Genomic DNA, 24,073 nt, shown 5'->3' with positions numbered 1-24,073 from the left:
TGGGGTGTTCTGCGGATCGCCAAACCGGCCATTGTATACGGTTCAGGTGGGGCGGGGAAAGGTGGATGAGGTGGTGCGGAGACGAGATTCGGCCCCGGCCTGAACGCAGAACGAGCGGAGCGAGGAGTCAGGCGCGCAGTGCGCGCGCCACACGCAGGCAGTGCGCAAGCTGGGCTGCGATCGGCGGCGGGATCGGCACCTCGCCGCGCAGGGCGGCCGCGATCCAGGCCGCCGTGGTGGCCGCGTCGCGCGCTTCCGGCACCTCGGCCAGCAGGTCGGTGGGCGCGTCGCGCTCGACCAGCAGGGTGCGCTCGCCGCCGTGGAACCAGTCGATCCGCTGGGCGCGGTGGGGGTTGGCCACCGTCTCTCCTTCGGTGCCGCGCATCAGGAAGGCGTCGCCGCGCTGGGCCGGGGCGGCCTTGCCGAAGTACTCGCCCAGCGTCTCCAGGTACTCCGGGTGCGTGTAGGACACCAGCCGCAGCGCCGGCCCCTCGAAGGGTTGCAGGATCTTGACCAGGGTATGCGTGGAATTGCGCACGCCGAGGATGCGGCGCAGCGACAGCATGTGCGCCAGCTGCGGCGCCAGCCGCTCGATCGCGATGAAGGCGGGACGGCCGCTGTCCGCCGCCTCGCGGATGTCGGCGCTGGTGCCGGCTTCGGCCAGGCCGAGTTCGAGCAGGATCTCACTCGTGGTGATGCGGCCGGGGTCGTTGCGCACGCCATGCACCAGGGTCGGCACGCCCTCGCGCGCCAGCAGCAGCGCCAGCAGCGGGGTCAGGTTGGCCAGCTTGCGCGCGCCGTTGTAGCTCGGGATCAGGACCGGGGCGAAGTCGCCCGGCGGCGCCGGCAGCGGCGCGAACGAGCTTTCGGCCGCATCCATGAAGCCGGCCAGCTCTTCCACCGATTCGCCCTTGATGCGCATCGCCAGCAGGATGGCGCCCAGTTCGAGGTCGGACACGCGCCCGTCCAGCATGGCCGCGTACAGGGCACGGGCGTCTTCGCGCGACATGCTGCGCGCGCCTTTCACGCCGCGGCCGATTTCCTTGATAAAGGGTGCAGCAGCAAATCGTTCAGTGGTCTGGTCCATGGTGCAAGCATACAACGATGGCGCACCGCCCGTGGGCGCAGCTTGCATTTTTTGCCTCCCATGTGCAATTGCAGCATTTTCGGTCTACACTGGACGGTCCCCTTAGTCACCACAGTGCCATGATCAACACGCCTGCCATTGAAAATACCAACGTCAGTTCGTTCGCGCAGATGCCCACGCCGAACGAACTCCACGCCACGCTGCCGCTGAGCGACCGCGCCTTCGCCACCGTGATGGGGGGCCGCGAAACCCTGCGCAACATCCTCGACCGCAAGGACAAGCGCCTGTTCGTGGTCGTCGGCCCCTGCTCGATCCACGATCCGGAAGCCGGCCTGGACTATGCGCGCCGCCTCAAGAAGCTGCAGTCCGAGGTCGCGGACACCATGGTGCTGGTGATGCGCGTGTATTTCGAGAAGCCGCGCACGACCACCGGCTGGAAGGGCTATATCAACGACCCGTTCATGGACGATTCCTTCCGCGTCGAGGTCGGCATGGAACGCGCGCGCCGCTTCCTGCTCGACGTATGCGAGCTGGGCCTGCCCACCGCCACCGAAGCGCTGGACCCGATCTCGCCGCAATACCTGGGCGACCTGATCGCCTGGACTGCCATCGGCGCGCGCACCACCGAATCGCAGACCCACCGCGAGATGTCGTCGGGCCTGTCGACCCCGGTCGGCTTCAAGAACGGCACCGACGGCGACGTGTCGATTGCCATCAATGCCGTGCTGTCCTCGGCCAATCCGCACGCCTTCCTGGGCATCAATGGCCAGGGCAGCGTCTCGATCGTGCGCACCAGCGGCAACGCCTATGGCCACGTGGTGCTGCGTGGCGGCGGCGGGCGGCCGAACTACGATTCGGTGTCGGTGGCGATCGCCGAGGGCGCGCTGAAGAAAGCCGGGCTGCCGGCCAACTTGGTGGTGGATTGCTCGCACGCCAACAGCTATAAAAAGCCGGAACTGCAGCCGCTGGTGATGTCGGACGTGATCCAGCAGATCAAACACGGCAACTGCTCGCTGGTAGGCGTCATGATCGAATCGAACATCGTCAGCGGAGCGCAATCGATTCCCGAAGACCTGTCGCAGCTGAAGTATGGCTGTTCGGTGACGGATGGCTGCATCGGGTGGGAAGAGACCGAAGAAATGCTGCGCAGCGCGCATGGAGAACTGCTGCAGCGTCCGTAGGGTGGGCGGGTCTTCCCGCCCACGCGGTGATTGTTATCGGCTCCGCTTTCGCGCCGACTGATCTCGCTGCCAACAATCACCACCGCCCACCCTACGATACTGCAAGGACCGTAATCCGTAGGGTGTTCGGCTATGCCGAACGCGCGCTCGACCAGACTGTGAAATAGCGGTATCGCATTTCATACGTGATTTGAACGCGCGGTCGGCGGAGCCGACCACCCTACTGTAAAATCGCGCTTTTCCTCCCTGCTGTTTCCCCCATGATCGTTCTCGGCGTCGAATCCTCCTGCGATGAAACCGGCCTGGCTCTGTACGACACCGAGCGCGGCCTGCTGTCCCATGCCCTGCATTCACAGGTGGCCATGCACGAAGAGTATGGCGGCGTGGTGCCGGAACTCGCGTCGCGCGACCACATCCGCCGCGCCCTGCCGCTGCTGGAAGAAGTCCTGACGCGCGCCGCCATCCCGGCCTCGGGCATCGACGCGATCGCTTACACCCAGGGCCCCGGCCTGGCCGGCGCGCTGCTGGTCGGCTCCTCGGTGGCCTGCTCGCTGGCCCTCGCCCTCGACAAGCCGGTGCTCGGCGTGCACCACCTGGAAGGCCATTTGCTCTCGCCCCTGCTGGCCAGCGAGCGCCCGGACTTCCCCTTCCTGGCCCTGCTCGTCTCGGGCGGCCACACCCAGCTGATGCGCGTGGACGGCGTCGGCCGCTACACCCTGCTGGGCGAGACCCTCGATGATGCCGCCGGCGAAGCCTTCGACAAGTCCGCCAAGCTGCTGGGCCTGGGCTATCCGGGCGGTCCGGCTATTTCTCGCCTGGCCGAGTTCGGCGACCCGGCGGCCTACACACTGCCGCGCCCGATGCTGCACTCGAAGGATTTCAATTTCAGTTTCTCCGGCCTGAAGACCGCCGTGCTCACCGTGGTGAAGAACCATGAAGAGAAGGTGGTGGCCAACATCTGCGAGCAGGACAAGGCCAACATCGCACGCGGCTTCGTCGATGCGATCGTGGAAGTGCTGACGGCCAAGTGCGTGAACGCCCTGCGCCACACAGGCCTGAACCGCCTGGTGATTGCCGGCGGGGTCGGCGCCAACCGCCAGCTGCGCGCATCGCTCGACGCGGCGGCAGCCAGGCGCAGGTTCAGGGTCTATTATCCGGAGCTGGAATTCTGCACGGACAACGGCGCCATGATCGCTTTCGCGGGCGCCATGCGGCTCGAGCGCAACCCGGCGCTGGCCCAGCGCGACTACGCATTCAACGTGCGCCCACGCTGGCCCTTGGACGAATTGGAAGCTGCATGAGCGTCTGACCAAGCCCCCATGGCGGCGTTGCATCGTCTTGCCGTACCAGCGTACTGTCTGCGCCGATGCGCCTTGCCATGGGTGCTTTCTCAAACGCTCCGCAAGGCTTTTTACACTTCCTTTCAACATTGAACTTGCAAGCCTGACATCGATCCTACCGTGTGACCGCCCCTTGCCAAACGGTGGCAATATCCGGCGGTTAAGTTTTACGGAGGTGTCGTGATGCGTGTTGTATGTTGGAACATTCGTTGGGGTTGTGGCAAGGACGGCAGGATCCGCATTCATGCGATCATTGACGTCCTGCGCCGGCTGAATCCGGATGTGGTGTGCCTGCAAGAAGTAGCGGCCAATCACCCGGAGCTCGAAGGCGGCGCCACCGCCAACCAGTTCAAGCAACTGGGCGGCGCCTTCGGCGGCTACCACATGATGGAGCATGCCCCGAGCGAACTCTACAAGAACAATTCGCCCCGCCTGTTCGGCAACCTGATCCTCTCGAAATACCGCATCTCGCAGGTGCACCGCCACCTGCTGCCCTGGCCGGCCGACCCGGACAATCCCGCCGGCATGCCGCGCGGCCTGATCGAAACGGTGATCGATGCGCCGAGCGGCAAGCTGCGCCTGATGACCACCCACCTCGAATACTATTCGGCCCTGCAGCGCATGGCGCAGGTGCGGCGCATCCGCGAACTGCACCAGGAAGCGAGCAGCCGCGCCCGCATCTTCCAGCCGGAACCGAACCTGGACGCACCCTACCAGCTAGGCTTCCGTCCGGCATCGAGCATCCTGTGCGGCGATTTCAATTTTGCGCCGGACGCGGACGACTACCGCGCCCTGCTGGCGCCGATGGAGGACGGGGCGCCGGCCTTCCTGGACGCCTGGCGCGTCGCCCATGGCGGCGTCGCGCGCGCACCGACCACCGGCCTGCACGGCTATTCCTGGCCGGACAGGCCCGAGTGCTACGACTACTTCTTCGTCACCGAAGACCTGGCGCCGCAGGTCGCGACGGTGGACGTACAGTCCGAGACAGCGGCCTCGGACCATCAGCCGATCGTCCTCGACCTCAACTAAGCCGTTTTACTGCGCGGCCTGTTCGCTGTGCGACGCGATGTCGCGCAGCGCCTGCTCGAACACTTCCGGCGGCTGGCCGCCGGAGATCAGGTGGCGCTGGTTGATGATGACGGCCGGTACCGAATGGATGCCGGCGCGCTGGAAGAACTGTTCGCGCTCGCGCACTTCGTCGGCGTATTCGCTGGAGGCGAGAATGGCTGCGGCCCGTTCGCGGTCCAGGCCGACGCGCTCGACGGCGCGCAGCAGGGCCTGATGCTTGCTCGGGTCTTCGCAGTGGGTGAAGTAGGCTTCGAACAGGGCCATCTTGAGGTCGCGCTGGCGCCCTTCTTCCTCGGCCCAGGACAGCAGGCGGTGGGCGTCGAAGGTGTTGTAGATGCGGCCGCGCCGTTCCATGTCGAAGGTGAAGCCCACGTCCGCGCCGCGCTGGCGGATCATCTCGCGGCTGCTGGCCTGCTGCTCGATCGTCGCGCCGTATTTCTCGGTGATGTGCTCGACGATGTCCTGGCCGTCCGGGCCCATGTTCGGATTCAGCTCGAAGGGCTGGAAATGCAGTTCGGCCTCGACCTGGCCTTTGACGCGCGCCAGCGCCAGTTCCAGCGAACTGAGGCCGATCGCGCACCATGGGCAGGAGACATCGGAGACGAAGTCGATGCGGAGTTGTTGGGTCATGGCGCCACCTTTCAGGTTCGTTGCGGCACGGAGGTGCCTGGTGGCGTCATGGTAACGCGATGTACGCGGGCGCGTAGCTTGCAAGCACGCCTGCAGTCTTACTTCTTGCCCGCCCCCTTCGCCTTGCTCCCGATCCGCGACTCCTTCCCCGCAATCAGGTTGCCGATATTGCTGGCGTGGCGCCACAGCAGCAGCCCGCTCATGACGGCGACGGCGAACAGGATCTCGTCCGCCCCGAACAGCAGCCCGTAATAGAACGGCGCGAAGATCGACGCCACCAGCGCCGCCAGCGACGAGTAGCGGAAGGCATAGGCCACGATCAGCCAGGTCGCCAGCGTCGCCAGGCCCAGCCACACGTTAATGCCGAGCAGCACGCCGAGCGCGGTGGCCACGCCCTTGCCGCCGACGAACTTGAAGAACACCGGCCACAGGTGGCCCAGGAATACCGCAATGGCCACCAGCGCAATGCCGCCGTCGTCGAGGCCGTACTGCGGGCCGTAACGCACCGCCAGCCAGACCGCCAGCCAGCCCTTGGCGGCGTCGCCGACCAGGGTCGCGATCGCGGCCTTCTTGCTGCCGCTGCGCAGCACGTTGGTGGCGCCCGGGTTCTTGGAACCGTAGGTGCGCGGGTCGGACAGGCCGAAGGCGCGGCTCATCACGACGGCGAAGGAAATCGAGCCGAGCAGGTAGGCGGCGATGGTGGCGATCAAGGTGTTCATGTCTCTCTCAGGTCTTGTTCTTGTCGGTAGGTGCTGCAGGCGCTGGGACTATACACCATCGACCATGCATTTTGGCAATCACTCGGCCAGCGCGCACTGCACGGCGCGCGCGCCCAGCACCTCGGTCAGCGCGGTCGGCGCGATCCCGACCAGGTAGCCGCGCCGCCCGCCATTGATATAGATTTTATCCAGCGCCAGGACCGATTCCTCGACGTAGACAGGCATCGCCTTGCGCACGCCGAAGGGCGAGGTGCCGCCCACCAGGAAGCCCGAATGGCGCTGCGCCACCTCGGGCTTGCACGGCTCGACCGACTTGCAGGGGATCGCACGCGCCAGGTTCTTGGTCGAGACCTTGCGGTCGCCGTGCATCAGCACGATCAACGGCCGCGCCGCCTCGTCCTGCATCACCAGGGTCTTCACCACATGGTGTTCGGGAACGCCGAGTTCACGCGAGGAAACGGCGGTGCCGCCGTGCTCTTCGTACTCGTAGGGATGCTCGGTAAAAACCACGCCATGCTTGCGCAGGAACTGCGTCGCGGGTGTCTCGGAAACGTGCTCTTTCTTGGCCATGCGTGTTACGCTAAAGACGAACATAAGGGGTTTCTATTATGCAGCAAGAAATTCGCTTTGCCACTTTCAACACCTACAACCTGGCCCCGCCCGGCGTGCGCTGCTACGAGAACCTGCAGCCGTGTTCGCCCGAGGAATACGAGGCCAAGCTGGACTGGACCGCGCACCAGATCGACCTGCTCAATGCCGACGTCATCGGCTTCCAGGAAATCTTCTCGCAGGCCACGCTGAAGGAAGTGCTGGCGCGTACCCGTCGCTACCGCGACGCGACCCACCTCGGCTTCGACCCGGACCCGGAAGCGCCGCGCCTGACGCCCAGCGTGGCCCTGGTGTCGCGCCTGCCGGTGCTGAGCCATCCGCATGCCATGAGCATGTTCCCCGATAACGTGTCGATGCCGCCGGGCAGCCGCGACCCGGACCGCTTCACCCGCGCCCCGCTGCATGCCGAAGTCGAACTGGCGCCGGGCATCGTGATCGACGTCGTGGTGGTGCACCTGAAGTCGCGCCGCCCCGACTACCGCAGCAGCGACACCGGCGAAGACCCGAACCTGTACGCCCTCGCCTGCCTGCGTTCGCTGATCCGGCGCGGCACCGAGGCCACCGCGCTGCGCGTGCTGCTCACCGACATGGCGCGCGAGAAGCAACGGCCGCGCATCGTGCTGGGCGACTTCAACGACGTGGCCGACTCGGTTACCACCGAGATCGTGCTGGGCGAAGGCGCGCCGCTGGGCGAGCGCATGTTCGACGCGGCGCGGCTGCGTCTGAGCCAGGACAACCAGCGCAATGTCGGCTTTTCGATCGTGCACGAGAGCCGCCACTCGACCATCGACCACATCCTGGTGTCGCAGGAATTCAATCCGATGCTGCCGAATGCGATCGGCGAGGTGGTCGACGTGGTCTACCTGAACGACCACCTGAACCTCGGGCTGCGGGAAGCTTCCGACCATGGCCAGGTGCTGGCGCGCATCCGCCTGTATCCGCAGGACGGGCGCTTCGGCGGCGGGCTGGACTGATTTTGCCGGCGTTACATTCCGCGTATTTATCCGGAACGCCAAGCGGCTAGACTTTCCTCCCAAAGAAATAGCTGAGAGGAAAGCAGGTGTTGTCGAAAGATCAAGCCAACCGCATCGCGGACGAATTGCTGGACCAGGCGCGCGCCGCCAGGTTCGGCTTCACGGATCCGTCCGGAATGCCGGTGCCGCCCTTGTACCAGTGCCGCAGCCTGCGACGCCTGCCGCAGGGACTGCAGCTGGAAATCGTGCGCAAGGCAAGCCAGGAGGTCGGGGCCAGCCGCTGGTTCCTGCTGGTGGTGGCGGCCTGGATCGTGGCGCTCGCGCTGGTCTACGCCATCGAGCCCACCCTGCTCGGCATCCGCCTGGTGCCTTCCGCCTTCATGATCGTCGCGCCGCTCGCGCCCCTGCTGCTGCGCGCGCTGCTGGTGCGGCGGGCGGTCAGGCAGATCGCGGACCGGATCACGCCGTGGCCGGTGCCGGTACGGATGTAGCCGGCATTTCGGGTCAGCGCGCCGCAGGATGGAAATCGGGCCGGGCGCTCGCCCCCGCCGCATAGAAACCCTGGTAGACGTCGCAGCCGTGCTGGCGCAGGAAGCGCAGCTGTTCCTCCGTCTCCACGCCCTCGGCCACCACGCGCAGGCGCAGGCTGCGCGCCACCGCGATGATGGCAGGAATCAGGGCCGCATCGACCAGATCGTGCTCGATGTCGCCCACGAAGCTGCGGTCGATCTTGAGCGTCGACAGCGGGAAGCGCCGTAGCGACGACAGGCTCGACAGGCCGGTGCCGAAGCGGTCAATGGTGAGCTGCACGCCACGCCGGCGCAGGGCGGCGGCCGTGCCGTCGAGCCCCTCGTCGCCGCGCATGATGGCGCCTTCCGTGATTTCCAGATCGAGGCAGGCGGGCGCCAGCCCCGAGCTGGCGAGCGCGTCGTCGACCGTCTCCAGCAGGCGGCCGTGCAGGAACTGCCCATCGGACAGGTTCACCGCCACCGTCACCGCATGCCCGTCGTCGCGCCAGGCGCGCGCCCGGGCACAAGCCTCGCCCAGCACCCACGCGCCGATCGGCACGATCAGGCCGCATTCCTCGGCCACCGGCAGGAATTCGTGCGGCAGCAGCAGCCCGCGTTCCGGATGGCGCCAGCGGATCAGCGCCTCCATGCCGATCACCTTGCCGGAGCCGACCTCGAGTTCGGGCTGGTATTCGAGCACGAACTCTCCTTTCGCGAGCGCCTGGCGCAGGCGCCGTTCGAGCTCGCCGCGCTCGATCACGCGGGCGTTCATCTCGGGACTGAAGAAACGGAAGCTGTCGCGGCCGTGCTGCTTGGCGTGGTACATGGCCACGTCGGCGTGGTGCATCAGGGTATCGACATCGCGTCCGTCGGTGGGACAGATGGCGATGCCGATCGAGGCCGACAGCGCCAGCGTCTGCCCGGCCACGTCGATCGGGCGCGCCACCGCCCCCATCACGGCGGCGGCCACGTGCGCCGCCTGGTCGACCCCGCCGATGTCGGCCAGCAGCACCACGAATTCGTCGCCGCCCAGGCGGCTGATGGTGTCGACCCGGCGCACGCAGCCACGCAGGCGCGCGGCCACCTCGCGCAGCACCGCGTCGCCCGCCTGGTGGCCGTTGTTGTCGTTGATGGACTTGAAGCGGTCGAGGTCGAGGAACATGACGGCGAAACTGTCGCGCTGGCGGCGCCAGGTGGCCAGCGCCTGGTGCATGCGGTCGAGGAACAGGGCGCGGTTCGGCAGGCCGGTGAGCGGGTCGTGCTCGGCCTGGTGCCGGACCTGCGCTTCCACGCGCTTGCGCTCGCTGATGTCGGACAGCATGGCCATGGTGTTGCTGGGCTGGCCGTGCGGGTCGCGGATGGTGGTGAGCGCCACCCAGGCCGTGTAGTGCTCGCCGCTCTTGCGGATGGCAGGCACTTCGCCCTGCCAGCGGTCGCGGCCGTCGAGCTGGGACCAGATGCGCTCGTAGAAACCGCTTCCCTCATCTTCGCCATCTGCGCCGTCGCCCCAGGGCAGGCTGGCCAGGGTGGCGCCGACGATGTCGCGGCCCTCGAAGCCGGTGATAACCGTGAAAGCCTGGTTGACCGCCAGCACCCGGTATTCGGCATCCATCACGATAATGGCCTCGTGCGCGTTCTCGAACACGCGCGCTGCCTGCACCAGGTTGTCTTCGACCTGCTTGCGCGCGGTGATGTCGACTTCCATGCAGAACACCTGCTGGGTGGCGCCGTCCCGCTTCACGGGAAAGTGGTTCGAATGCAGCCACAGGCGCCGGCCCGCGGCGGTTTCGACATGCCAGTCGCGCGGGGCCGGTGCAATGCCGTCCTGCCAGATACCGGCGATGAGCGCCTCGAACTCGGCCTGGCGGTCGAGGTGGAAGACCAGTTCGCGGAAGGGCTGGCCCAGCGCATGGCTGGCCGGGATGCCGAACAGCTGGGTGCAGGCATGGTTCCAGAAACGGACGATGCCGGCACTGTCGACCGAATGGACGGCAACCGCCGGCGCCAGCTCGATGGCGGTGACGAAGCGGTACAGCCAGTCGAGCGCCTGGCGGCCGGGACCGTCGGAATCGATCGGGTCGACTGCCGCGCCCGGCGCCGTCGCCGGAGGCGTCGCAAACTGCGCGGCAGACTGCGCGGCGGCCTCCACGGCGAACGGGCCAGGATCGCCAGGCAAGCCCACGCCGACGGACCCGAGGGGCCAGCCGATCGGATCTTGCGGTGGTTCGCTCACGGGTGGGATCCTTTACATACGGAAAGCGTCATGCGGCCGATGACAATCCACCCATTCTTGCCCGCTTTGCGCCATGCCGTTTGCGGACACGCAAAGGCAGGCGCCGCCTGCATTTCATCGCGTTTTTCCGCATTCCAGCCCTGCCGGCTGACCGCCCGTCGCATTCGGCTGGAGGCGTGGCCCGCGCCCCGCTATATTGACACCGTGCGCAAGGCGCTCCACCCTGTTGCCAGGACGGAGACCGAGCGCGAACACATTCCACGCCGGCGCCGGCGCGGACGCGCCTTCAGGCGACGTCTTGCGGCGCCGGTTCTTCGTCCCCGGCCTGCTCCGGCCCGGCCGACCCGCCTTCGGGCGCCTCGCGTTTGGCTTCCTCCTTGCGCCTGGCCTTTTCTTCCGCCTTGCGCTTCTTCTCGAGTTCACGCTGCCGCTTTTCGTACTGGAAGTTCGTCTTTGCCATTTTCACCTCGTGCCAGTGGATGGGAGCTGCTGCATGGTGCTACCGGGCTATTATGGCCGAACAATCGGCGCAGCGGCTTGAATTAACCCCGCGGGTGGTGCTGGGCGTGCAGGTGCTTGAGGCGCTCGCGCGCAACATGCGTATAGATCTGTGTGGTCGAAATGTCGGCGTGCCCCAGCAGCAGTTGTACCACGCGCAGGTCGGCGCCATGGTTCAGCAGGTGGGTGGCGAAGGCATGCCGCAGCGTGTGCGGCGACAGCGGCCCCTGGATGCCTGCTTTTTGCGCATGTTTCTTGATCAGGATCCAGAACATCTGGCGCGTCATCGCCCCGCCGCGGCCGGTGACGAACAGCGCATCGTCGACCTGGCCGTTCAGGATGATGCCGCGCGCATCCTTCAGGTAGCGCTCCAGCCAGGCGCGCGCTTCCCCGCCGAAGGGTACGAGGCGCGTCTTGCTGCCCTTGCCGGTAATACGCAATACGCCGTCGTTCAGGCTGACTTCGACCAGTTTCAACTCCACCAGTTCCGACACTCGCAGCCCGCTCGCATACATCAGTTCCAGCATGGTGCGTTCGCGCAGGCCGAGCGGCGTGGACACGTCGGGCGCCGCCAGCAGCGCCTCGACCTGGCTTTCGCTGAGCGTATGGACGAAGCGCAGCGGCTGCTTGGCGGACGCCATCTTCAGGCAGGGGTCGCGCGGGATCTGGTTGCGGCGCAGCGCGAGCTGATAGAAGCGCTTGAGCACCGACAGGCGCCGGTTGGCGGAGCTGGGCCGGGTGTCCGCATGGCGTTCGGCGAAATAGGCGGCGATGTCCTCGGGCTGGACGGCGAGCAGGCCGGCGTGCTGCGGGCGCCTGGCGTCCAGCCAGCCGGCGAAGAGCCTGAGGTCGCGGCGGTAGGCGTCGAGCGAATTCCTGGCCAGCCCCTGTTCCAGCCAGAGGGTGTCGCAGAACTCGTCGATCAGTCCCAGATCGATTGCTGCTGCCATGGCGATGCGGTGGCGCCTTCGTGCCGCAGCAGCCAGCGCTTGACCGAGAGGTGGAAGCCGTTTTCGTCGTCCTGGTTCGAGAAGCCGCCCAGGCCGCCTGATGCCGTCACCCGGTGGCAAGGGTTTATCAGCGGGAAAGGGTTGGCGCCGCAGGCCTGGCCGACCGCGCGCGGGGCCGAACCGACCTGCCTGGCCAGCTGGCCGTAGGTCTTGACGCTGCCGCGCGGGATGGCGCCGATCGCGCCCCAGACCCGGCGCTGGAAATCGGTGCCGGCCTCATGCAAGGGCAGCTCGAAACGGAAATCGGGGTCGGCCAGGTAGCGCGCGACCTGCTGTGCGGCCAGGGCGGCCACGTCGTTGTCGGCGGTTTTTTCGTCGAACGCGGGCGGCAGGTAGACCAGTTCGCGCACGCGTTCGTCCGTGGTGCGGATCCCGATGGCGCCGAATGCGCTTGGGACGATGGCGTTGAACAGATCACGTGCCTGGTGGGTCTTCATGTCCGCATCTTAAACCCTGGGATGGCGCCCGGCCAGCCCTGCGGACGAAAAAAAAGCGCACCCAAGGTGCGCTCCAATTCGGGTCACGTCCCCGGCCGTTTAGCTGTGCTAACGGCTTCCGTAAAACGTGTGTCTCCTCGATTGTTCTCCGGTATGAATTACCGTGATTTTCTCTATGCTCCCCAAAACCGTGTGTGTTCTGTTCGCGTACGCACCATGTGGGTGCGAGAAGGCCCCATCATAACGCAAGCTCTTTGCGCAAGCGTATCTTTTTGACCACATTACCGAAAATTATTTTGGTTATGCGGAAAACGCATGAGCCTGCGCAGGCCTGTCACCTTCGTGTCATATGCGGCGCGCATGGGCTCAGCGGTTTACCTCGCGGCGGATGGCCTGCACCACATCCTTGCCGATGCGATCTTCCATCTGCGTATACACCGGCTGCATGGCGCGCCGCCACTCGGCCTGCTGCCGGGGGCTGAGCGTGTGGACGGTGGTGGTGCCGGCGCGGCGGATCGATTCCAGCGCGGCGTCGTTGGTGCGCTGGGCGATGGTCTTCTCGTAGGCCGTGGCCTGCTCCATCGCCCGTTCCAGGGTCCTGCGGATGCCGCCCGGCAGCCCGTCCCAGAACTTCTTGTTGACGATGACGGCATAGCCGAGGTAGCCGTGGTTCGACACCGTCAGGTGCTTCTGCGACAGGTGCATGCGCTGGGTGAACATGTTCGAGGGCGTGTTCTCGGTGCCTTCCACTACACCGTCGCGCAGCGCCGGAGCGGTTTCGGAGAAGGCCAGCGCCAGCGGCTGGGCGCCGAGCGCGCGCATCTGCGCGTCCAGCACCTTCGAGGCCTGGATGCGCACCCGCAGGCCGCGAAAGTCCGACGGCAGCAGCAGCGGCCTGTTGGCCGACATCACCTTGAAACCGTTGTCCCAGTAGGCCAGCCCGGTGATGCCCTTCGGCTCCAGCTTGCGCAGCAGGCCGCGCCCGATGCGGCCCTCGGTGACGGCGTACAGCGCCGCCTTGGACGGGAAGATATACGGCAGGTCGAAGGCTTCGAATTCCTTCACGCCCAGCGGCGAGAACTTGGCCAGCGAGGGCGCCAGCATCTGCACCGCGCCCAGCTGCAGGGCCTCGAGTTCCTCGCGGTCCTTGTAGAGCTGGCTGTTCGGGTAGACTTGCACTTTCACCCGCCCCCCGGTCATCACCTCGGCAAGCTGCTTGAAGCGCTCGGCGGCCCGCCCTTTCGGCGTGTCCGGGGCGACCACGTGGCTGAACTTGATGACGATCGGCGCCTGTGCCCGCGCGCCGCCGGCGCAGGCCAGCAGCGCAGCGAAGAGGACGGCGGACGGGACGTTGATCTGCATGGCGGTTCGGTTCATCCTGAGGGCATGGGGGGGTAGAGCCAGTCTGCGGCGTCGGTGTCCACCGCGCCATCGTGGACTTCCACAATAGCCCGACAGTGTAACGAAGTATGGAGAGTCGATGAAATTTCCGTTCGCCCAGCCACCGGCAGTCCAGCGCGCGCGCTCGTGGCGCTGGCTGGTGCCGGTGCTGCTGGTGCTGCTGTTCCTGGCCGTGCTGATCTGGCTGCCGTGGCAGGCGCGCCAGATGGAGGCGACCGAACGCCAGGAGCAGCTGATCGCCGATACGCTCTGGGTCGAGCAGACCCTGCGCTTCGAGCTGGCGCGCAGCGAGGAAGCGCTGGCCGTGCTCGGCGCCGACCTTCTCACTACGGACCGACTATTGCGTCCGCTCCCGGCGCCGGTGCTGCAGGCCCGCCTCAGGCAGATAGTCGACAACGGCCCCGAGCTGGTGCGCGTGGTCTGGTATGGGCCCGACGGCGCGATACTGGCCAGCCACGGCCTGGAAGCGCCCGCCGCCCTGCCCGCGCCGACCCGGCTCGCCCTCGACGTCGCCAACGCGACGCGGCGCGGCCGCTACAGCGAACCCTATGGCGCATCCGGGACCGCGCCCGGCATGCTCGACTACTACCTGCCCTTGTATGCGAATGGTCCTTCGGGCGCCAAACCGGCCGGCAGCCTGGTCGCCACCTACAACCTGCAGATCCTGCTCGACGAAACCGTGCCCTGGTGGTTCGCGCAGGACAACGCCCTGAGCCTGCTCGACCGCGACGAGCGCAGCGTGGCGCGGCGCGCGGCCGGCGGCCCGGGCCGCGGCGTCTACACGCACCGGCGCGAGCTCGACCTGCCGGGCGCGCTGGTGGTGCTGTCCACCGACAGCGTCAAGGGCGCGCCAAAACTCTTGCCCAACCTGCTGGTGGGCTCGGTCATCGTGCTGGCCCTTGGCCTGGTGCTGAGCCTGGGCGCGCTATGGCGCCACATCTCGCGCACGCTGGCCGCCGAAGCCGCGCTGCGCCAGCAGATGGCCTTCCGCACCGCGATGGAAAATTCCCTCATCACCGGCCTGCGCGCCCGCGACCTGGAAGGGCGCGTGACTTACGTCAACCGGGCGTTCTGCGAGATCGTCGGCCTGCCGCCGGAAGAACTGGTGGGCAAGAAGCCGCCCATGCCCTACTGGGCGCCGGAAGTGATGCGCGAATACGAAGAACGCTTCGCCAGCGTGCTGGCGGGGGCCATCACGCCGCAGTTCGAGACCGTGTTCCAGCGCCCCGACGGCGTGCGGGTGCCGGTGCTGGTCTACGAGGCGCCGCTGGTGGACGCGGACGGACGCCAGACCGGCTGGATGAGTTCGGTCCAGGACATCACCGACCGCAAGCGCGCCGAAGAACTCAACCGCCAGCAGCAGGAAAAACTGGAGACCAGCGCGCGCCTGGCCACCATGGGCGAGATGTCCTCGATGCTGGCGCACGAGCTGAACCAGCCGCTGGCGGCGATCTCGAGCTACACGGCCGGCGCCATCAACGTGCTGGAGCGCGGCGACAAGGCCGGTGGGCCGGTCGAGTCAAGCATGTTGCGGCATGCGCTGGAACAGGCGCGCCAGCAGGCCCAGCGCGCTGGGCAGATCATCCGCAGCGTGCACGAATTCGTCAAGAAGCGCGAGCCGCGCCGCGAACCGGTCACGATCGGCAGCGTGGTCGAGGGCGTGCGCGCCCTGGTCGAGCTGCAGGCGCGCCAGGCCGGCGTGCTGCTGCGCGTCGACCTGCCGCCGCAGCTGCCTTCCGTGCTGGCCGACCGGGTGATGCTGGAACAGGTGCTGCTCAACCTCACCCGCAATGCGGTCGAGGCGATGCACGACACGCCGCCGGAGCGGCGCGTGCTGCGCATCGCCGCCGAACACCGCGACCAGGATGGGGAGAACACCGTGGCGGTGTCGGTGATCGACCGCGGCCACGGCATCGCACCGGAAGTGGCGGCCGGGCTGTTCTCGCCCTTCTACTCGACCAAGCTCGACGGCATGGGCATGGGCCTGTCGATCTGCCGCACGGCGATCGAGTTCCACGGCGGCACGCTCACCCATGCGCCAAACCCGGGCGGCGGCACCGTGTTCAGCTTCGCCTTGCCGGCGCAAGCGGCAGGCGGGACGCTGGGCTAAAATCCGCCCATACCAACATGCATTCCACGGAGACAAACCCATGCTGCACATCGTCGACGACGAAGACGTCATCCGCGACGCGCTCGCCTGGCTGGCGCAATCGCGCGGCCTGGAGGCGCGCGGCTATGCGGGCGGCCAGGCCTTCCTCGACGCCGTCGGCGCGCCGGGCGCCCTGGGCGGCGAGGGCGATTGCGTGCTGCTGGACGTGCGCATGCCCGACATGAACGGCATCGCCGTGTTTGACCAGCTGGTCAAACACGGCCTCAGCGGACGCCTGCCCGTGATCTTCCTCACCGGCCACGGCGACGTGCCGATGGCGGTCGACTCGCTCAAGCGCGGCGCCTTCGATTTCTTCGAGAAGCCGTTCAACGACAACGTGCTGATGGACCGGGTGGACGAGGCCCTTGCCGCTTCGCGCAAGGCGCTCGCCGCGGCCGCCGTGCAGGCGCGCCTGGCGACCCTGTCGGCGCGCGAACGCGAAGTGCTGGACCTGATCCTGGCCGGGATGATGAACAAGGTGGTGGCGGACAAGCTCGGGATCAGCATGCGCACGGTCGAGGTGCACCGGGCGCATATCTTCGACAAGATGCAGGTCAAGACGGCGGTGGAGCTGGCCGGGCTCCTGAAGTAGGGTGGTCGGTTTGTGATTCAGGCCACTGGCCTGAATCACTGCCGACCGCGCGTCCAACAAGAGCATGCGTCGTCGAGATGCAGGCCGGAGTTGAACGCGCGGTCGGCAGAGCCGACCACCCTACTTGCATCTGTCGGCCTCGCCCTCAACTGCCCTCTGTTCTCCTTCTGTTGCAGGCCATCAAACGTTCCTGCCATTCGAAGGAAGCCTTGTAAAATGAACCGGAACGCGCCACGGTGGCCCGCGCCGTAGTGCTCTTGCATTTAGGAATTCCCATGAGCGAAAAGACAGTTGCAGACAAGATGTTCCTGAGGACGGCGAAATCGATGCTGATCCTGAATGGGCAAGCCAACCCGGGCGTGGTGGCGCAGATGCCCGCGGGGCTCGTCAAGGAAGGCGACGGCCCCTTCGACGTGGTCCTGATGTTCGCGCTCAACCGCAAGGAACTCGAGCAAACCCTGCCGGTGGCCAAGGAACGCCTCGGCGACAAGGGCTCGCTCTGGATCGCCTACCTGAAACAGACGGCATCCAAGGCCACCGACATCAACCGTGATTCGATCAATGCCTATGCCAAGGAAAACGGCATCACGGGCGTGGCGATGATCTCGATCGACGGCGACTGGTCCGGGCTACGCCTCAAGCGGATCGAATAACACGCCGTGACGGCCGAGCGCCCAGGCCACGTGCTCGCGTACCAGGGCCGAGGGATGTGCGGCGCGCGCCCACAGGGCCGCGACAATCGCCGGATCGCCCTTGCCGGCCGCGCCGGCGGCGGCATTGCCCAGTCCCACCGCCAGGTTGCGCAGCCAGCGCTCGTGGCCGATGCGCCGGATCGGACTGCCTTCCATGCGGCGGTTGAATTCTTCCTCTTCCCACCCGAACAGTTCGACCATTCCAGTATCGCCGAGGCCGTTCCTCTCGTCGAAATCCGGGAGTGTCGCCCGTTGCGCGAACTTGTTCCACGGGCAGGCCAGCTGGCAGTCGTCGCAGCCGTAGATGCGGTTGCCGATCAAGGGGCGAAGTTCCTCCGGAATGCTGCCCTTGAGCTCGATGGTCAGGTAGGAAATGCAGCGCCGCGCATCCAGGCGCCCGGGCCCGAGGATGGCCTGGGTCGGGCAGACCTCGATGCAGGCCTCGCATTGCCCGCAGTGGGCGCCAGTGGGCGGATCTGGCGGCAAGGGCAGGTCGACCAGGATTTCACCGATGAAGAAGGTCGAGCCGGCCGCGCGCGACAGCAGCAGCGTGTGCTTGCCGCGCCAGCCCAGGCCCGCCTTTTCCGCCAGCGGCAGTTCCATCACCGGGGCCGAATCCGTGAACACCCGGTAGCCGAGTTCGCCCACGGCCGCCTTCACGCGCTCGGCCAGGGCCTGCAGGCGGTTGCGCAGCACCTTGTGGTAGTCGCGGCCGCGCGCATACACCGAGACCACGGCCGCGCCGGGCTCCAGCTGGCGGGTGCGTTCCTCGTCGCGCCAGTCGTCGGCGCGGGACATCGGCAGGTAGTCCATGCGCGCCACGATGGCGCGCACCGTGCCCGGCACCAGTTCGGCGGGCCGCGCACGCTTCATGCCGTGGCTTGCCATATAATCCATCTCGCCATGGCAGCCGGCGTCCAGCCAGGCCTGCAGGCCGGCTTCCGCATGCGCCAGGTCGACGTCCGCGATGCGCACGTCGGCAAAACCGAGCTCCGCGCCCCATCCCTTGATGGTGCGCGCAAGCTCGTGCAGGTCGGTGGAATGGAGGGAAGCGGTCGGCATGGCAGGATGAACAACGCGGCAACAGGTGTCGCCCAACCCGGTATTTTATTCGATGCAGCCCTTCAAAGCCTACTTGCCCGACGAATCCGCCACCACCGCCCTGGGGCAGGCGCTGGCCCGGGCGCTCCAGCCCGGCCTGGTGATCTACCTGCACGGCGACCTGGGCGCGGGCAAGACGGCGCTCACGCGCGCCCTGATCCAGGCGGCGGGCCACCGGGGCACGGTCAAGAGCCCGACCTATACGCTCTCGGAACCCTATCGCGTGGAAGTGGACGGCCAGCCCGTCGACATCATCCACTACGACCTGTACCGCATGTCGAGTCCGGAGGAATTCCTCGACGCCGGTTTTCGCGAGGACTTCGACGGCAGGAACATCTGCATCGTCGAATGGCCCGAAAAGGGCGAGCCGGTGTTGCCGGCGCCCGACGTCCGTGTAGTGCTTGACGTCAGCGGACTCGGGCGTGAGGTAGAATTGCAGCCGTTGTCTCAATTAGGCCTGCTATGCCTCGACCGTCTCGCCTACACTCCGCCGACACCCTGATTCCCACCTCGCCGCGCCGCCGCACCCTGCTCAAGGCCGGCGGCACGCTGCTGCTGTCCGTGGCCGGCACGCAGCCGGCCGGCGCCGCGCAGATCCTGGCCGTCCGTGTCTGGCCGGCGCCGGACTATACCCGCGTGACGCTGGAAAACGACAGCGCGCTCAAGACCCAGCATTTCCTGGTGGCCGACCCGCCGCGGCTGGTCGTCGACATCGACGGGCTGGGCCTGAACAGCACCCTGAAAAGCCTGGTCGCCAAGATCGAGGCGAACGACCCCTACATCAAGCAGGTGCGCGTGGGCCAGAACCGGCCGAACGTGGTGCGCCTGGTCTTCGACCTGAAGGAAGAGATCAAGCCGCAGGTGTTCACGCTGGCGCCGGTGGCCGGCTACCAGCACCGCCTGATCTTCGACCTCTACCCTACCCGTCCGGTGGACCCGATCGCCGCCCTGATCCAGAAGGGCGACTGGATGACCGAAGACACCGCCCAGGCAGCCGCGAACAGCGCCAACCCGGCCTCGCCGCTGCCAGCCACGCCGCCGGCCCAGACCGAAGCGGCGCCGGACGCCATCGCCAAGCTCGAATCCGAAATGGCGGCCCAGGGTGGCACGCCGCCGCCGCACGCGCTGCAGCCGACGCCGTCCAAGGGCGAGGCCCGGAGCCCCGCCCCTGCGCCGGGCGCGCAAAAGGTGGTGCGCATGGTGACCATCGCGCTCGACCCGGGCCATGGCGGCGAAGACCCCGGCGCGATCGGCGCCAACGGCAGCCGCGAGAAGGACATCGTGCTGGCCGTGGCCAAGCGCCTGAAGGCCAGGCTCGAGGGACTGCCCAATACCCGCGTGATGCTCACCCGCGACGGCGACTACTTCGTGCCGCTCGGCCAGCGGGTGCAGAAGGCGCGCAAGGTGCAGGCCGACCTGTTCGTGTCGATCCACGCGGACGCCTGGATTTCGCCGACCGCGCGCGGCTCCTCGGTGTTCGTGCTGTCGGAAAAAGGCGCCAGCTCGAGCGCGGCGCGCTGGCTGGCGAACGACCAGAACAAGGCCGACCTGATCGGCGGCGCCAACTTCGCGGTGCAGGACAAGCAGATCGCCAGCGTGCTGCTCGACCTGTCGACCACGGCCCAGATCAACGACAGCCTCAAGCTCGGCAAGGCCGTGCTCACCGAGATCGGCGGCATCAACCGGCTGCACAAGGCCGCCGTCGAGCAGGCCGGCTTCGCAGTGCTGAAGGCGCCTGACATTCCATCGATTCTGGTGGAAACTGCATTCATCTCGAACCCCGACGAAGAAGCCAGGCTGCGCGACGAGGGCTACCAGAACCAGCTGGCCGAGGCCATCACCAAAGGCATCAAGCGCTACTTCGCCGACAACCCGCCGATGGCCAAGAGCCGTCAGACCTGAGTACACACACCATGACCCTGGCGACCCACACCAGCTTCGGGCAGCTGCCCGCGATCCGTATCCAGGCGCCCGACGGCGCCGAGGCCATCGTCACCCTGTACGGCGCCCACCTGGTGTCGTGGAAGGGCGCGGACGGCGTTGAGCGCATGTTCATGAGCGAGAAATCGGTCCTCGACGGCAGCAAGGCGCTCCGCGGCGGCGTGCCGGTGATCTTCCCGCAGTTCGCCGAGCGCGGCGCCGGCATGCGCCACGGCTTTGCCCGGGTGAGCACCTGGCGCCTGGAGGACAGCGGCCTGGACGGCGATACCGCCTGGGCCAGCTTCGACCTGGCGGCGGGCGACCTGCCCACCAGCGTGGCCGACGCCTGGCCCCACACCTTCGCCTTGTGCCTGCGCGTGGCGCTGCGCGCCAATGAACTCGCCATGGCGCTCACGGTGCGCAACCTGGGCGCGGCGCCTTTCTCCTTCTCGGCCGCACTGCATACCTATCACCTGGTGCCGGATGTGTGCGACGTGCGCATCGAGGGCATCTCGTCGGACGAGATCTCGATCGTCGACAAGCTCGACGAGGTGTATCCGCACGTGTCGGGCCGGGCCCAGCTCGCCACCGGCGCGGGGACCCTGGTGCTGGAGCAGAGCGGATTTACCGATGCGGTGGTGTGGAACCCGGGGGCGGTGGATGCGGCGGCGCTGCCGGACATGGAAAACGGCGAGTACCAGCGCTTCGTGTGCATCGAGCCGGCGCTGCTCGATCCCTTGACGCTTGAAGCGGGCCAATCCTGGACGGGGACTTACCGCATCAGTTAACGAAGAAGCCGGGCGCTGCCCGGCTTTTTTTTCGCTGGTGGTGCGCTACCACCCGTCAGTTCGACTCCTTCACCATCCTCCCATTACTCGGCTGCACCGGCCGCGCATTCAGCGGATACAAGCGCGAGAACAGCGCCATCTGCGCCGGCGAGGCCTGCATCGGCTGCTTCATGACGATCCACAGCACGTCCTCCGTGCACGGCGGCTCGGTCAGCGAACCCATGTAGGTGAAGTATTCGCGCTTCTCCGGCAGCCCTTCGTTCGGATCGAGCACGATCGAGGGCGACACGGTCTGGTGCTTTTCCAGCGGCAGGTGGTTCCACACGGTCTGGATCAGCGGGTTGGCCTTGCCGCGCTCGAGCAGCACGGCCAGCACCAGCAGCTTGCCGTCGTAGCTGCGGTGCACGAAGTGGATCACCATCTCGGTGCCCCTGCCGTTGATGCGCTCTTCCGACGGGCGGTGGAAGTGGAACTGCTGCAGCTCGTAGGTCGTGTTGCCGACCGTGAGGAAGTTGCCGCCTCCGACCGTTACCTGGATGGTGTGGCCATTGTCGATCTCGCTGAATGAGCTCGGACGGTAGTCGAAGGCGATCTGCTCGAGGTCGACCTTGATGCCGTCGCGCAGGTCGATCGGCGACTGGCGGTTGCCGGTGCTGCACTTGGCCCAGTTCGAATTGATGTTGGACCAGTTGGCCGGGCCGTACTCGCCCTCGTAGGACCAGTGGGTGCCGTTCTTCGGCTTGCTGGCGGCCGCGATCGCGGCCTCGGCTTCCTTGCGGCGCTTGGCCTCGGCGATACGCTTCGCCTTGGCGGCCGCGGCGGCGCGGGCGGTCTGCTGCTCGCGCAGCTGGGCCAGGCGCTCGGCGATGCGCACCGACAGGTCGACTTCGGCCTGCTCTTCATTGGCGGCGGCCGGGGCCGCAGCACGCGGGGAGGCTGCGGCCGGGGCCACGGCCGGGACGGCCGGACGAGCGTCCGCTGCGGCGGCCAGGGCCCTGATGTCCGGCTTGATCGAGCCGGGCGCGGGCTTACCTTCGAGAATAGCCTTGACGTTGGCCGACCTGCCGTCGGCCGGCTTGGGAGCGGGGTCGCTCGCGCTTGCCGACGCCATGACAAGGCTGCAAGCGAACAGGGCGATGAGGTGGCGCATGAGAATCCAGGGAGTGTCTGTCCTCATGCTTATCGGCAATAAAGACGCCGAACTTGAGTGCGCCACCGCAAAGGCAGCGTGAAAAATCCGCGTGCTGCCAGGATGACAAGCCTTGTCAGCTCACCGGCTGAGCATGCGCCGGCCGAATTTGTAGAGCCCGCCGATCGCCAGCGGCACCATGGCCGCCGAGATGCCGACCAGGACGATCTCGGTCAGGTGCTCCTTCACTACCGGAACGTTGCCGAACAGGTAACCGGAGGTGACCAGGCTGCCCACCCACAGCACCGCCCCGGTGACGTTGAACATCTGGAAGCGCGTGTGGGTCATCTCGGACACGCCGGCCACCAGCGGCGCGAAGCTGCGCACCACCGGCACGAAACGCGCCACGATGATGGTCTTGCCGCCATGCTTTTCGAAGAAATCGTGTGTGCGCCGCAGCGCGTCCTTGTTGAGCCAGCGGTAGTTGTGAGTAAACACCCGGTGCCCGATGGCCCGTCCGATGCTGTAGTTCAGGGTATTGCCCGTGACCGCCGCCGTAATCAAGAGGGTCATCAAGAGCGGAAAGTTCATCTGGCCGGTGGCGCAGAAGGCGCCGGCGATGAACAGCAGGGTGTCGCCGGGAAGGAAGAAGAACAGGACCAGGCCGGTTTCGCAAAATACGATCGCGAACAGCACGATGTAGACATAGGTTCCGTATTGTGCCAGCAGCGTGCCCAGCGTCTTGTCGACATGCAGGATCATGTCGAACAGTTGCATCAGATCCATAATTTTCCCAAGGCTTAGCCAAACATCATACCATTTCCAGCCGTTCTCCCCGCCGGGCGGCCCAGCTCGCGCGGATGCCATGCGGCGCGGCTTTACCTGGTGAAGACATTGCCGCACAATCGAACGGATAACACACCACTGGAGACTGCATGACCGCCTCGATTACCGCCGTGCCTGCCCGCGCCTGCCTTGCCATGGCCGCCCTCACCCTGCTCGCTGCCGGCGCCGTATCCGCCTCATCCGCCGCAGTTGCCAAGGCCACGAAGGAACTGCCGCCCAAGCCGTCGTTGGCCGATGTCGTCAAGGCTTCCAAACCGGCCGACTGGCGCCCGCTGGACCCGGAAAACACCCTGTACATGGACCTGCCGACTGGGCGCGTGATCATCGAACTGGCGCCGGGCTTCGCGCCGAACACGGCCGCCAACATCCGCGCCCTGGTGCGCGAAAAATACTTCGACGACCTGTTCATCATCCGCTCGCAGGACGGCTTCGTGGTGCAGTGGGGCGACCCGGACGAGGAAAACCCGAAGCTCTTCAAGGCCGCCAAGACGGTGAAGGCCGAGTTCACCGCGCCGATCAAGTCGGTGGGCAGCTTCACCCGCCTGAAGGATGGCGACGTCTATGCGCCCCAGGTCGGCCACGTGAACGGCTTCCCGAGCGCGCGCGACCCGAGCAGCGGCCAGGCCTGGCTGGTGCATTGCCCCGCGATGATCGGCGTGGCGCGCGACACCGGCGCGGATAGCGGCAACGGTTCGCAGCTCTACGTGGTCACCGGCCATGCCCCGCGTCACCTCGACCGTAACATCACGGTGGTGGGGCGCGTCGTGCAGGGCATGCCGCTGCTGTCCGCGCAGCCGCGCGGCACGGGGGCGGCGGGCTTCTACGAGAAGCCGGAACAGCGCATGCCGCTCAAGCTGGTGCGCATGGCGGCCGACGTACCGGAAGCCGAGCGCAGCCGTTTTGAGGTGATGCGCACCGACAGCGCCACTTACCAGGCCGTCGTCGAGGCCCAGCGCAACCGCGGCGGCCCGTGGACCAAGGTCGCGGCAGGCAAGATCGACCTGTGCAATGCGCCGATTCCGGTGCGCGAGCGGAAGTAAAACTCACGCCGTTGTAGGGTGGTCGGCTAGGCCGACCGCGCGGTGATAGTTATCAGTAGAACTAACCCCGGCGAGTGATCGGAGAGTTGTTGAACGCGCGGTCGGCGGAGCCGACCACCC

24 protein-coding genes are annotated in these 24,073 nt (G+C 66.8%); 12 read left to right on the top strand and 12 right to left on the bottom strand.

The window, feature by feature from the left end; translation table 11 throughout:
* Nucleotides 1-127: 127 nt before the first annotated feature.
* Nucleotides 128-1,087 (bottom strand): DNA-binding protein YbiB, encoded by a 960-nt coding sequence (gene ybiB / locus AC56KL_RS18910; RefSeq protein WP_497181715.1) that lies wholly within the window; start codon nt 1,085-1,087, stop codon nt 128-130.
* A gap of 119 nt (nt 1,088-1,206) precedes the next feature.
* Between ybiB and AC56KL_RS18905 the strand changes: the two genes are divergently transcribed.
* The 3 genes from AC56KL_RS18905 to AC56KL_RS18895 all read left to right on the top strand — a co-directional run bounded on the left by AC56KL_RS18905 (nt 1,207) and on the right by AC56KL_RS18895 (nt 4,637).
* A complete protein-coding gene (locus AC56KL_RS18905) occupies nt 1,207-2,268 on the top strand; it encodes a 3-deoxy-7-phosphoheptulonate synthase (RefSeq protein WP_497181714.1) in 1,062 nt (353 codons plus the stop codon).
* Nucleotides 2,269-2,528: 260 nt separating this feature from the next.
* Complete coding sequence (tsaD, locus tag AC56KL_RS18900) at nt 2,529-3,569, top strand: tRNA (adenosine(37)-N6)-threonylcarbamoyltransferase complex transferase subunit TsaD (protein ID WP_497181713.1); 1,041 nt, start codon at nt 2,529-2,531, stop codon at nt 3,567-3,569.
* Nucleotides 3,570-3,791: 222 nt separating this feature from the next.
* Complete coding sequence (locus AC56KL_RS18895; RefSeq protein ID WP_497181712.1) at nt 3,792-4,637, top strand: endonuclease/exonuclease/phosphatase family protein; 846 nt, start codon at nt 3,792-3,794, stop codon at nt 4,635-4,637.
* 6 nt (nt 4,638-4,643) lie between these two features.
* Here the strand turns inward: AC56KL_RS18895 and AC56KL_RS18890 are convergent, their stop codons facing one another.
* The 3 genes from AC56KL_RS18890 to ybaK all read right to left on the bottom strand — a co-directional run bounded on the left by AC56KL_RS18890 (nt 4,644) and on the right by ybaK (nt 6,595).
* Nucleotides 4,644-5,306, bottom strand: coding sequence for a DsbA family oxidoreductase (locus AC56KL_RS18890; RefSeq protein ID WP_497181711.1), 663 nt, complete (start codon nt 5,304-5,306; stop codon nt 4,644-4,646).
* Nucleotides 5,307-5,404: 98 nt separating this feature from the next.
* Complete coding sequence (gene plsY / locus AC56KL_RS18885) at nt 5,405-6,025, bottom strand: glycerol-3-phosphate 1-O-acyltransferase PlsY (RefSeq protein ID WP_497181710.1); 621 nt, start codon at nt 6,023-6,025, stop codon at nt 5,405-5,407.
* A 78-nt stretch (nt 6,026-6,103) separates the two neighbouring features.
* A complete protein-coding gene (gene ybaK / locus AC56KL_RS18880) occupies nt 6,104-6,595 on the bottom strand; it encodes a Cys-tRNA(Pro) deacylase (protein WP_497181760.1) in 492 nt (163 codons plus the stop codon).
* A gap of 38 nt (nt 6,596-6,633) precedes the next feature.
* Between ybaK and AC56KL_RS18875 the strand changes: the two genes are divergently transcribed.
* Nucleotides 6,634-7,608: an endonuclease/exonuclease/phosphatase family protein gene (locus AC56KL_RS18875; RefSeq protein WP_497181709.1), complete on the top strand. Its 975-nt coding sequence runs from the start codon at nt 6,634-6,636 to the stop codon at nt 7,606-7,608.
* An 89-nt stretch (nt 7,609-7,697) separates the two neighbouring features.
* Nucleotides 7,698-8,099 (top strand): hypothetical protein, encoded by a 402-nt coding sequence (locus AC56KL_RS18870; protein ID WP_497181708.1) that lies wholly within the window; start codon nt 7,698-7,700, stop codon nt 8,097-8,099.
* A gap of 13 nt (nt 8,100-8,112) precedes the next feature.
* Here the strand turns inward: AC56KL_RS18870 and AC56KL_RS18865 are convergent, their stop codons facing one another.
* The 5 genes from AC56KL_RS18865 to AC56KL_RS18845 form a co-directional block, all read right to left on the bottom strand.
* Nucleotides 8,113-10,350, bottom strand: a complete 2,238-nt coding sequence (locus AC56KL_RS18865) for a putative bifunctional diguanylate cyclase/phosphodiesterase (RefSeq protein ID WP_497181707.1) — start codon at nt 10,348-10,350, stop codon at nt 8,113-8,115.
* Between the two features lie 286 nt (nt 10,351-10,636).
* A complete protein-coding gene (locus AC56KL_RS18860; RefSeq protein WP_497181706.1) occupies nt 10,637-10,810 on the bottom strand; it encodes a hypothetical protein in 174 nt (57 codons plus the stop codon).
* Nucleotides 10,811-10,892: 82 nt separating this feature from the next.
* Nucleotides 10,893-11,798 carry a site-specific tyrosine recombinase XerD gene (gene xerD / locus AC56KL_RS18855; protein ID WP_497181705.1) on the bottom strand — a complete coding sequence of 302 codons (906 nt, stop codon included), beginning with the start codon at nt 11,796-11,798 and terminating at the stop codon, nt 10,893-10,895.
* Complete coding sequence (locus tag AC56KL_RS18850; protein WP_497181704.1) at nt 11,771-12,295, bottom strand: methylated-DNA--[protein]-cysteine S-methyltransferase; 525 nt, start codon at nt 12,293-12,295, stop codon at nt 11,771-11,773. Before AC56KL_RS18850 ends, xerD begins: the two co-directional genes overlap by 28 nt.
* A gap of 366 nt (nt 12,296-12,661) precedes the next feature.
* Nucleotides 12,662-13,657, bottom strand: a complete 996-nt coding sequence (locus AC56KL_RS18845) for a TRAP transporter substrate-binding protein (protein ID WP_497181703.1) — start codon at nt 13,655-13,657, stop codon at nt 12,662-12,664.
* Between the two features lie 118 nt (nt 13,658-13,775).
* On the opposite strand from AC56KL_RS18845, the gene AC56KL_RS18840 reads away from it, so the two are divergent.
* The 3 genes from AC56KL_RS18840 to AC56KL_RS18830 all read left to right on the top strand — a co-directional run bounded on the left by AC56KL_RS18840 (nt 13,776) and on the right by AC56KL_RS18830 (nt 17,090).
* Entirely contained in the window at nt 13,776-15,806 is a 2,031-nt protein-coding gene (locus tag AC56KL_RS18840) for a two-component system sensor histidine kinase NtrB (protein WP_497181702.1), read from the top strand.
* A 40-nt stretch (nt 15,807-15,846) separates the two neighbouring features.
* Nucleotides 15,847-16,437, top strand: a complete 591-nt coding sequence (locus tag AC56KL_RS18835) for a response regulator transcription factor (RefSeq protein ID WP_497181701.1) — start codon at nt 15,847-15,849, stop codon at nt 16,435-16,437.
* A gap of 275 nt (nt 16,438-16,712) precedes the next feature.
* Nucleotides 16,713-17,090 carry a DUF3052 family protein gene (locus AC56KL_RS18830; protein ID WP_497181700.1) on the top strand — a complete coding sequence of 126 codons (378 nt, stop codon included), beginning with the start codon at nt 16,713-16,715 and terminating at the stop codon, nt 17,088-17,090.
* Here the strand turns inward: AC56KL_RS18830 and queG are convergent.
* Nucleotides 17,067-18,191 (bottom strand): tRNA epoxyqueuosine(34) reductase QueG, encoded by a 1,125-nt coding sequence (gene queG, locus AC56KL_RS18825; RefSeq protein ID WP_497181699.1) that lies wholly within the window; start codon nt 18,189-18,191, stop codon nt 17,067-17,069. The genes AC56KL_RS18830 and queG overlap by 24 nt on opposite strands.
* A 52-nt stretch (nt 18,192-18,243) precedes the next feature.
* Here queG and tsaE point away from each other — a divergent pair, with 52 nt between their 5' ends.
* The 3 genes from tsaE to AC56KL_RS18810 are packed head-to-tail and all read left to right on the top strand — an operon-like array spanning nt 18,244 to nt 20,938.
* The gene (tsaE, locus tag AC56KL_RS18820; RefSeq protein ID WP_497181698.1) at nt 18,244-18,732 is read left to right on the top strand and encodes a tRNA (adenosine(37)-N6)-threonylcarbamoyltransferase complex ATPase subunit type 1 TsaE; all 489 of its coding nucleotides are present in this window, start codon (nt 18,244-18,246) and stop codon (nt 18,730-18,732) included.
* The gene (locus AC56KL_RS18815) at nt 18,693-20,132 is read left to right on the top strand and encodes an N-acetylmuramoyl-L-alanine amidase (protein ID WP_497181697.1); all 1,440 of its coding nucleotides are present in this window, start codon (nt 18,693-18,695) and stop codon (nt 20,130-20,132) included. Before tsaE ends, AC56KL_RS18815 begins: the two co-directional genes overlap by 40 nt.
* An 11-nt stretch (nt 20,133-20,143) precedes the next feature.
* Nucleotides 20,144-20,938, top strand: a complete 795-nt coding sequence (locus tag AC56KL_RS18810) for a D-hexose-6-phosphate mutarotase (protein ID WP_497181696.1) — start codon at nt 20,144-20,146, stop codon at nt 20,936-20,938.
* Nucleotides 20,939-20,993: 55 nt separating this feature from the next.
* Here AC56KL_RS18810 and AC56KL_RS18805 read toward each other — a convergent pair whose 3' ends face one another.
* Together AC56KL_RS18805 and AC56KL_RS18800 are read right to left on the bottom strand one after the other, a co-directional pair.
* Complete coding sequence (locus AC56KL_RS18805) at nt 20,994-22,088, bottom strand: carbonic anhydrase (protein WP_497181695.1); 1,095 nt, start codon at nt 22,086-22,088, stop codon at nt 20,994-20,996.
* 120 nt (nt 22,089-22,208) lie between these two features.
* Nucleotides 22,209-22,853, bottom strand: coding sequence for a VTT domain-containing protein (locus AC56KL_RS18800; protein WP_497181694.1), 645 nt, complete (start codon nt 22,851-22,853; stop codon nt 22,209-22,211).
* Nucleotides 22,854-23,002: 149 nt separating this feature from the next.
* Between AC56KL_RS18800 and AC56KL_RS18795 the strand changes: the two genes are divergently transcribed.
* The gene (locus AC56KL_RS18795; RefSeq protein ID WP_497181693.1) at nt 23,003-23,953 is read left to right on the top strand and encodes a peptidylprolyl isomerase; all 951 of its coding nucleotides are present in this window, start codon (nt 23,003-23,005) and stop codon (nt 23,951-23,953) included.
* Nucleotides 23,954-24,073: the final 120 nt, after the last annotated feature.

It is taken from the genome of Telluria sp. ZB4P34, assembly GCF_059686055.1.
The sequence above is the reverse complement of the archived record's forward strand: the minus strand, read 5'-3'. Positions and strand labels throughout refer to the sequence as shown.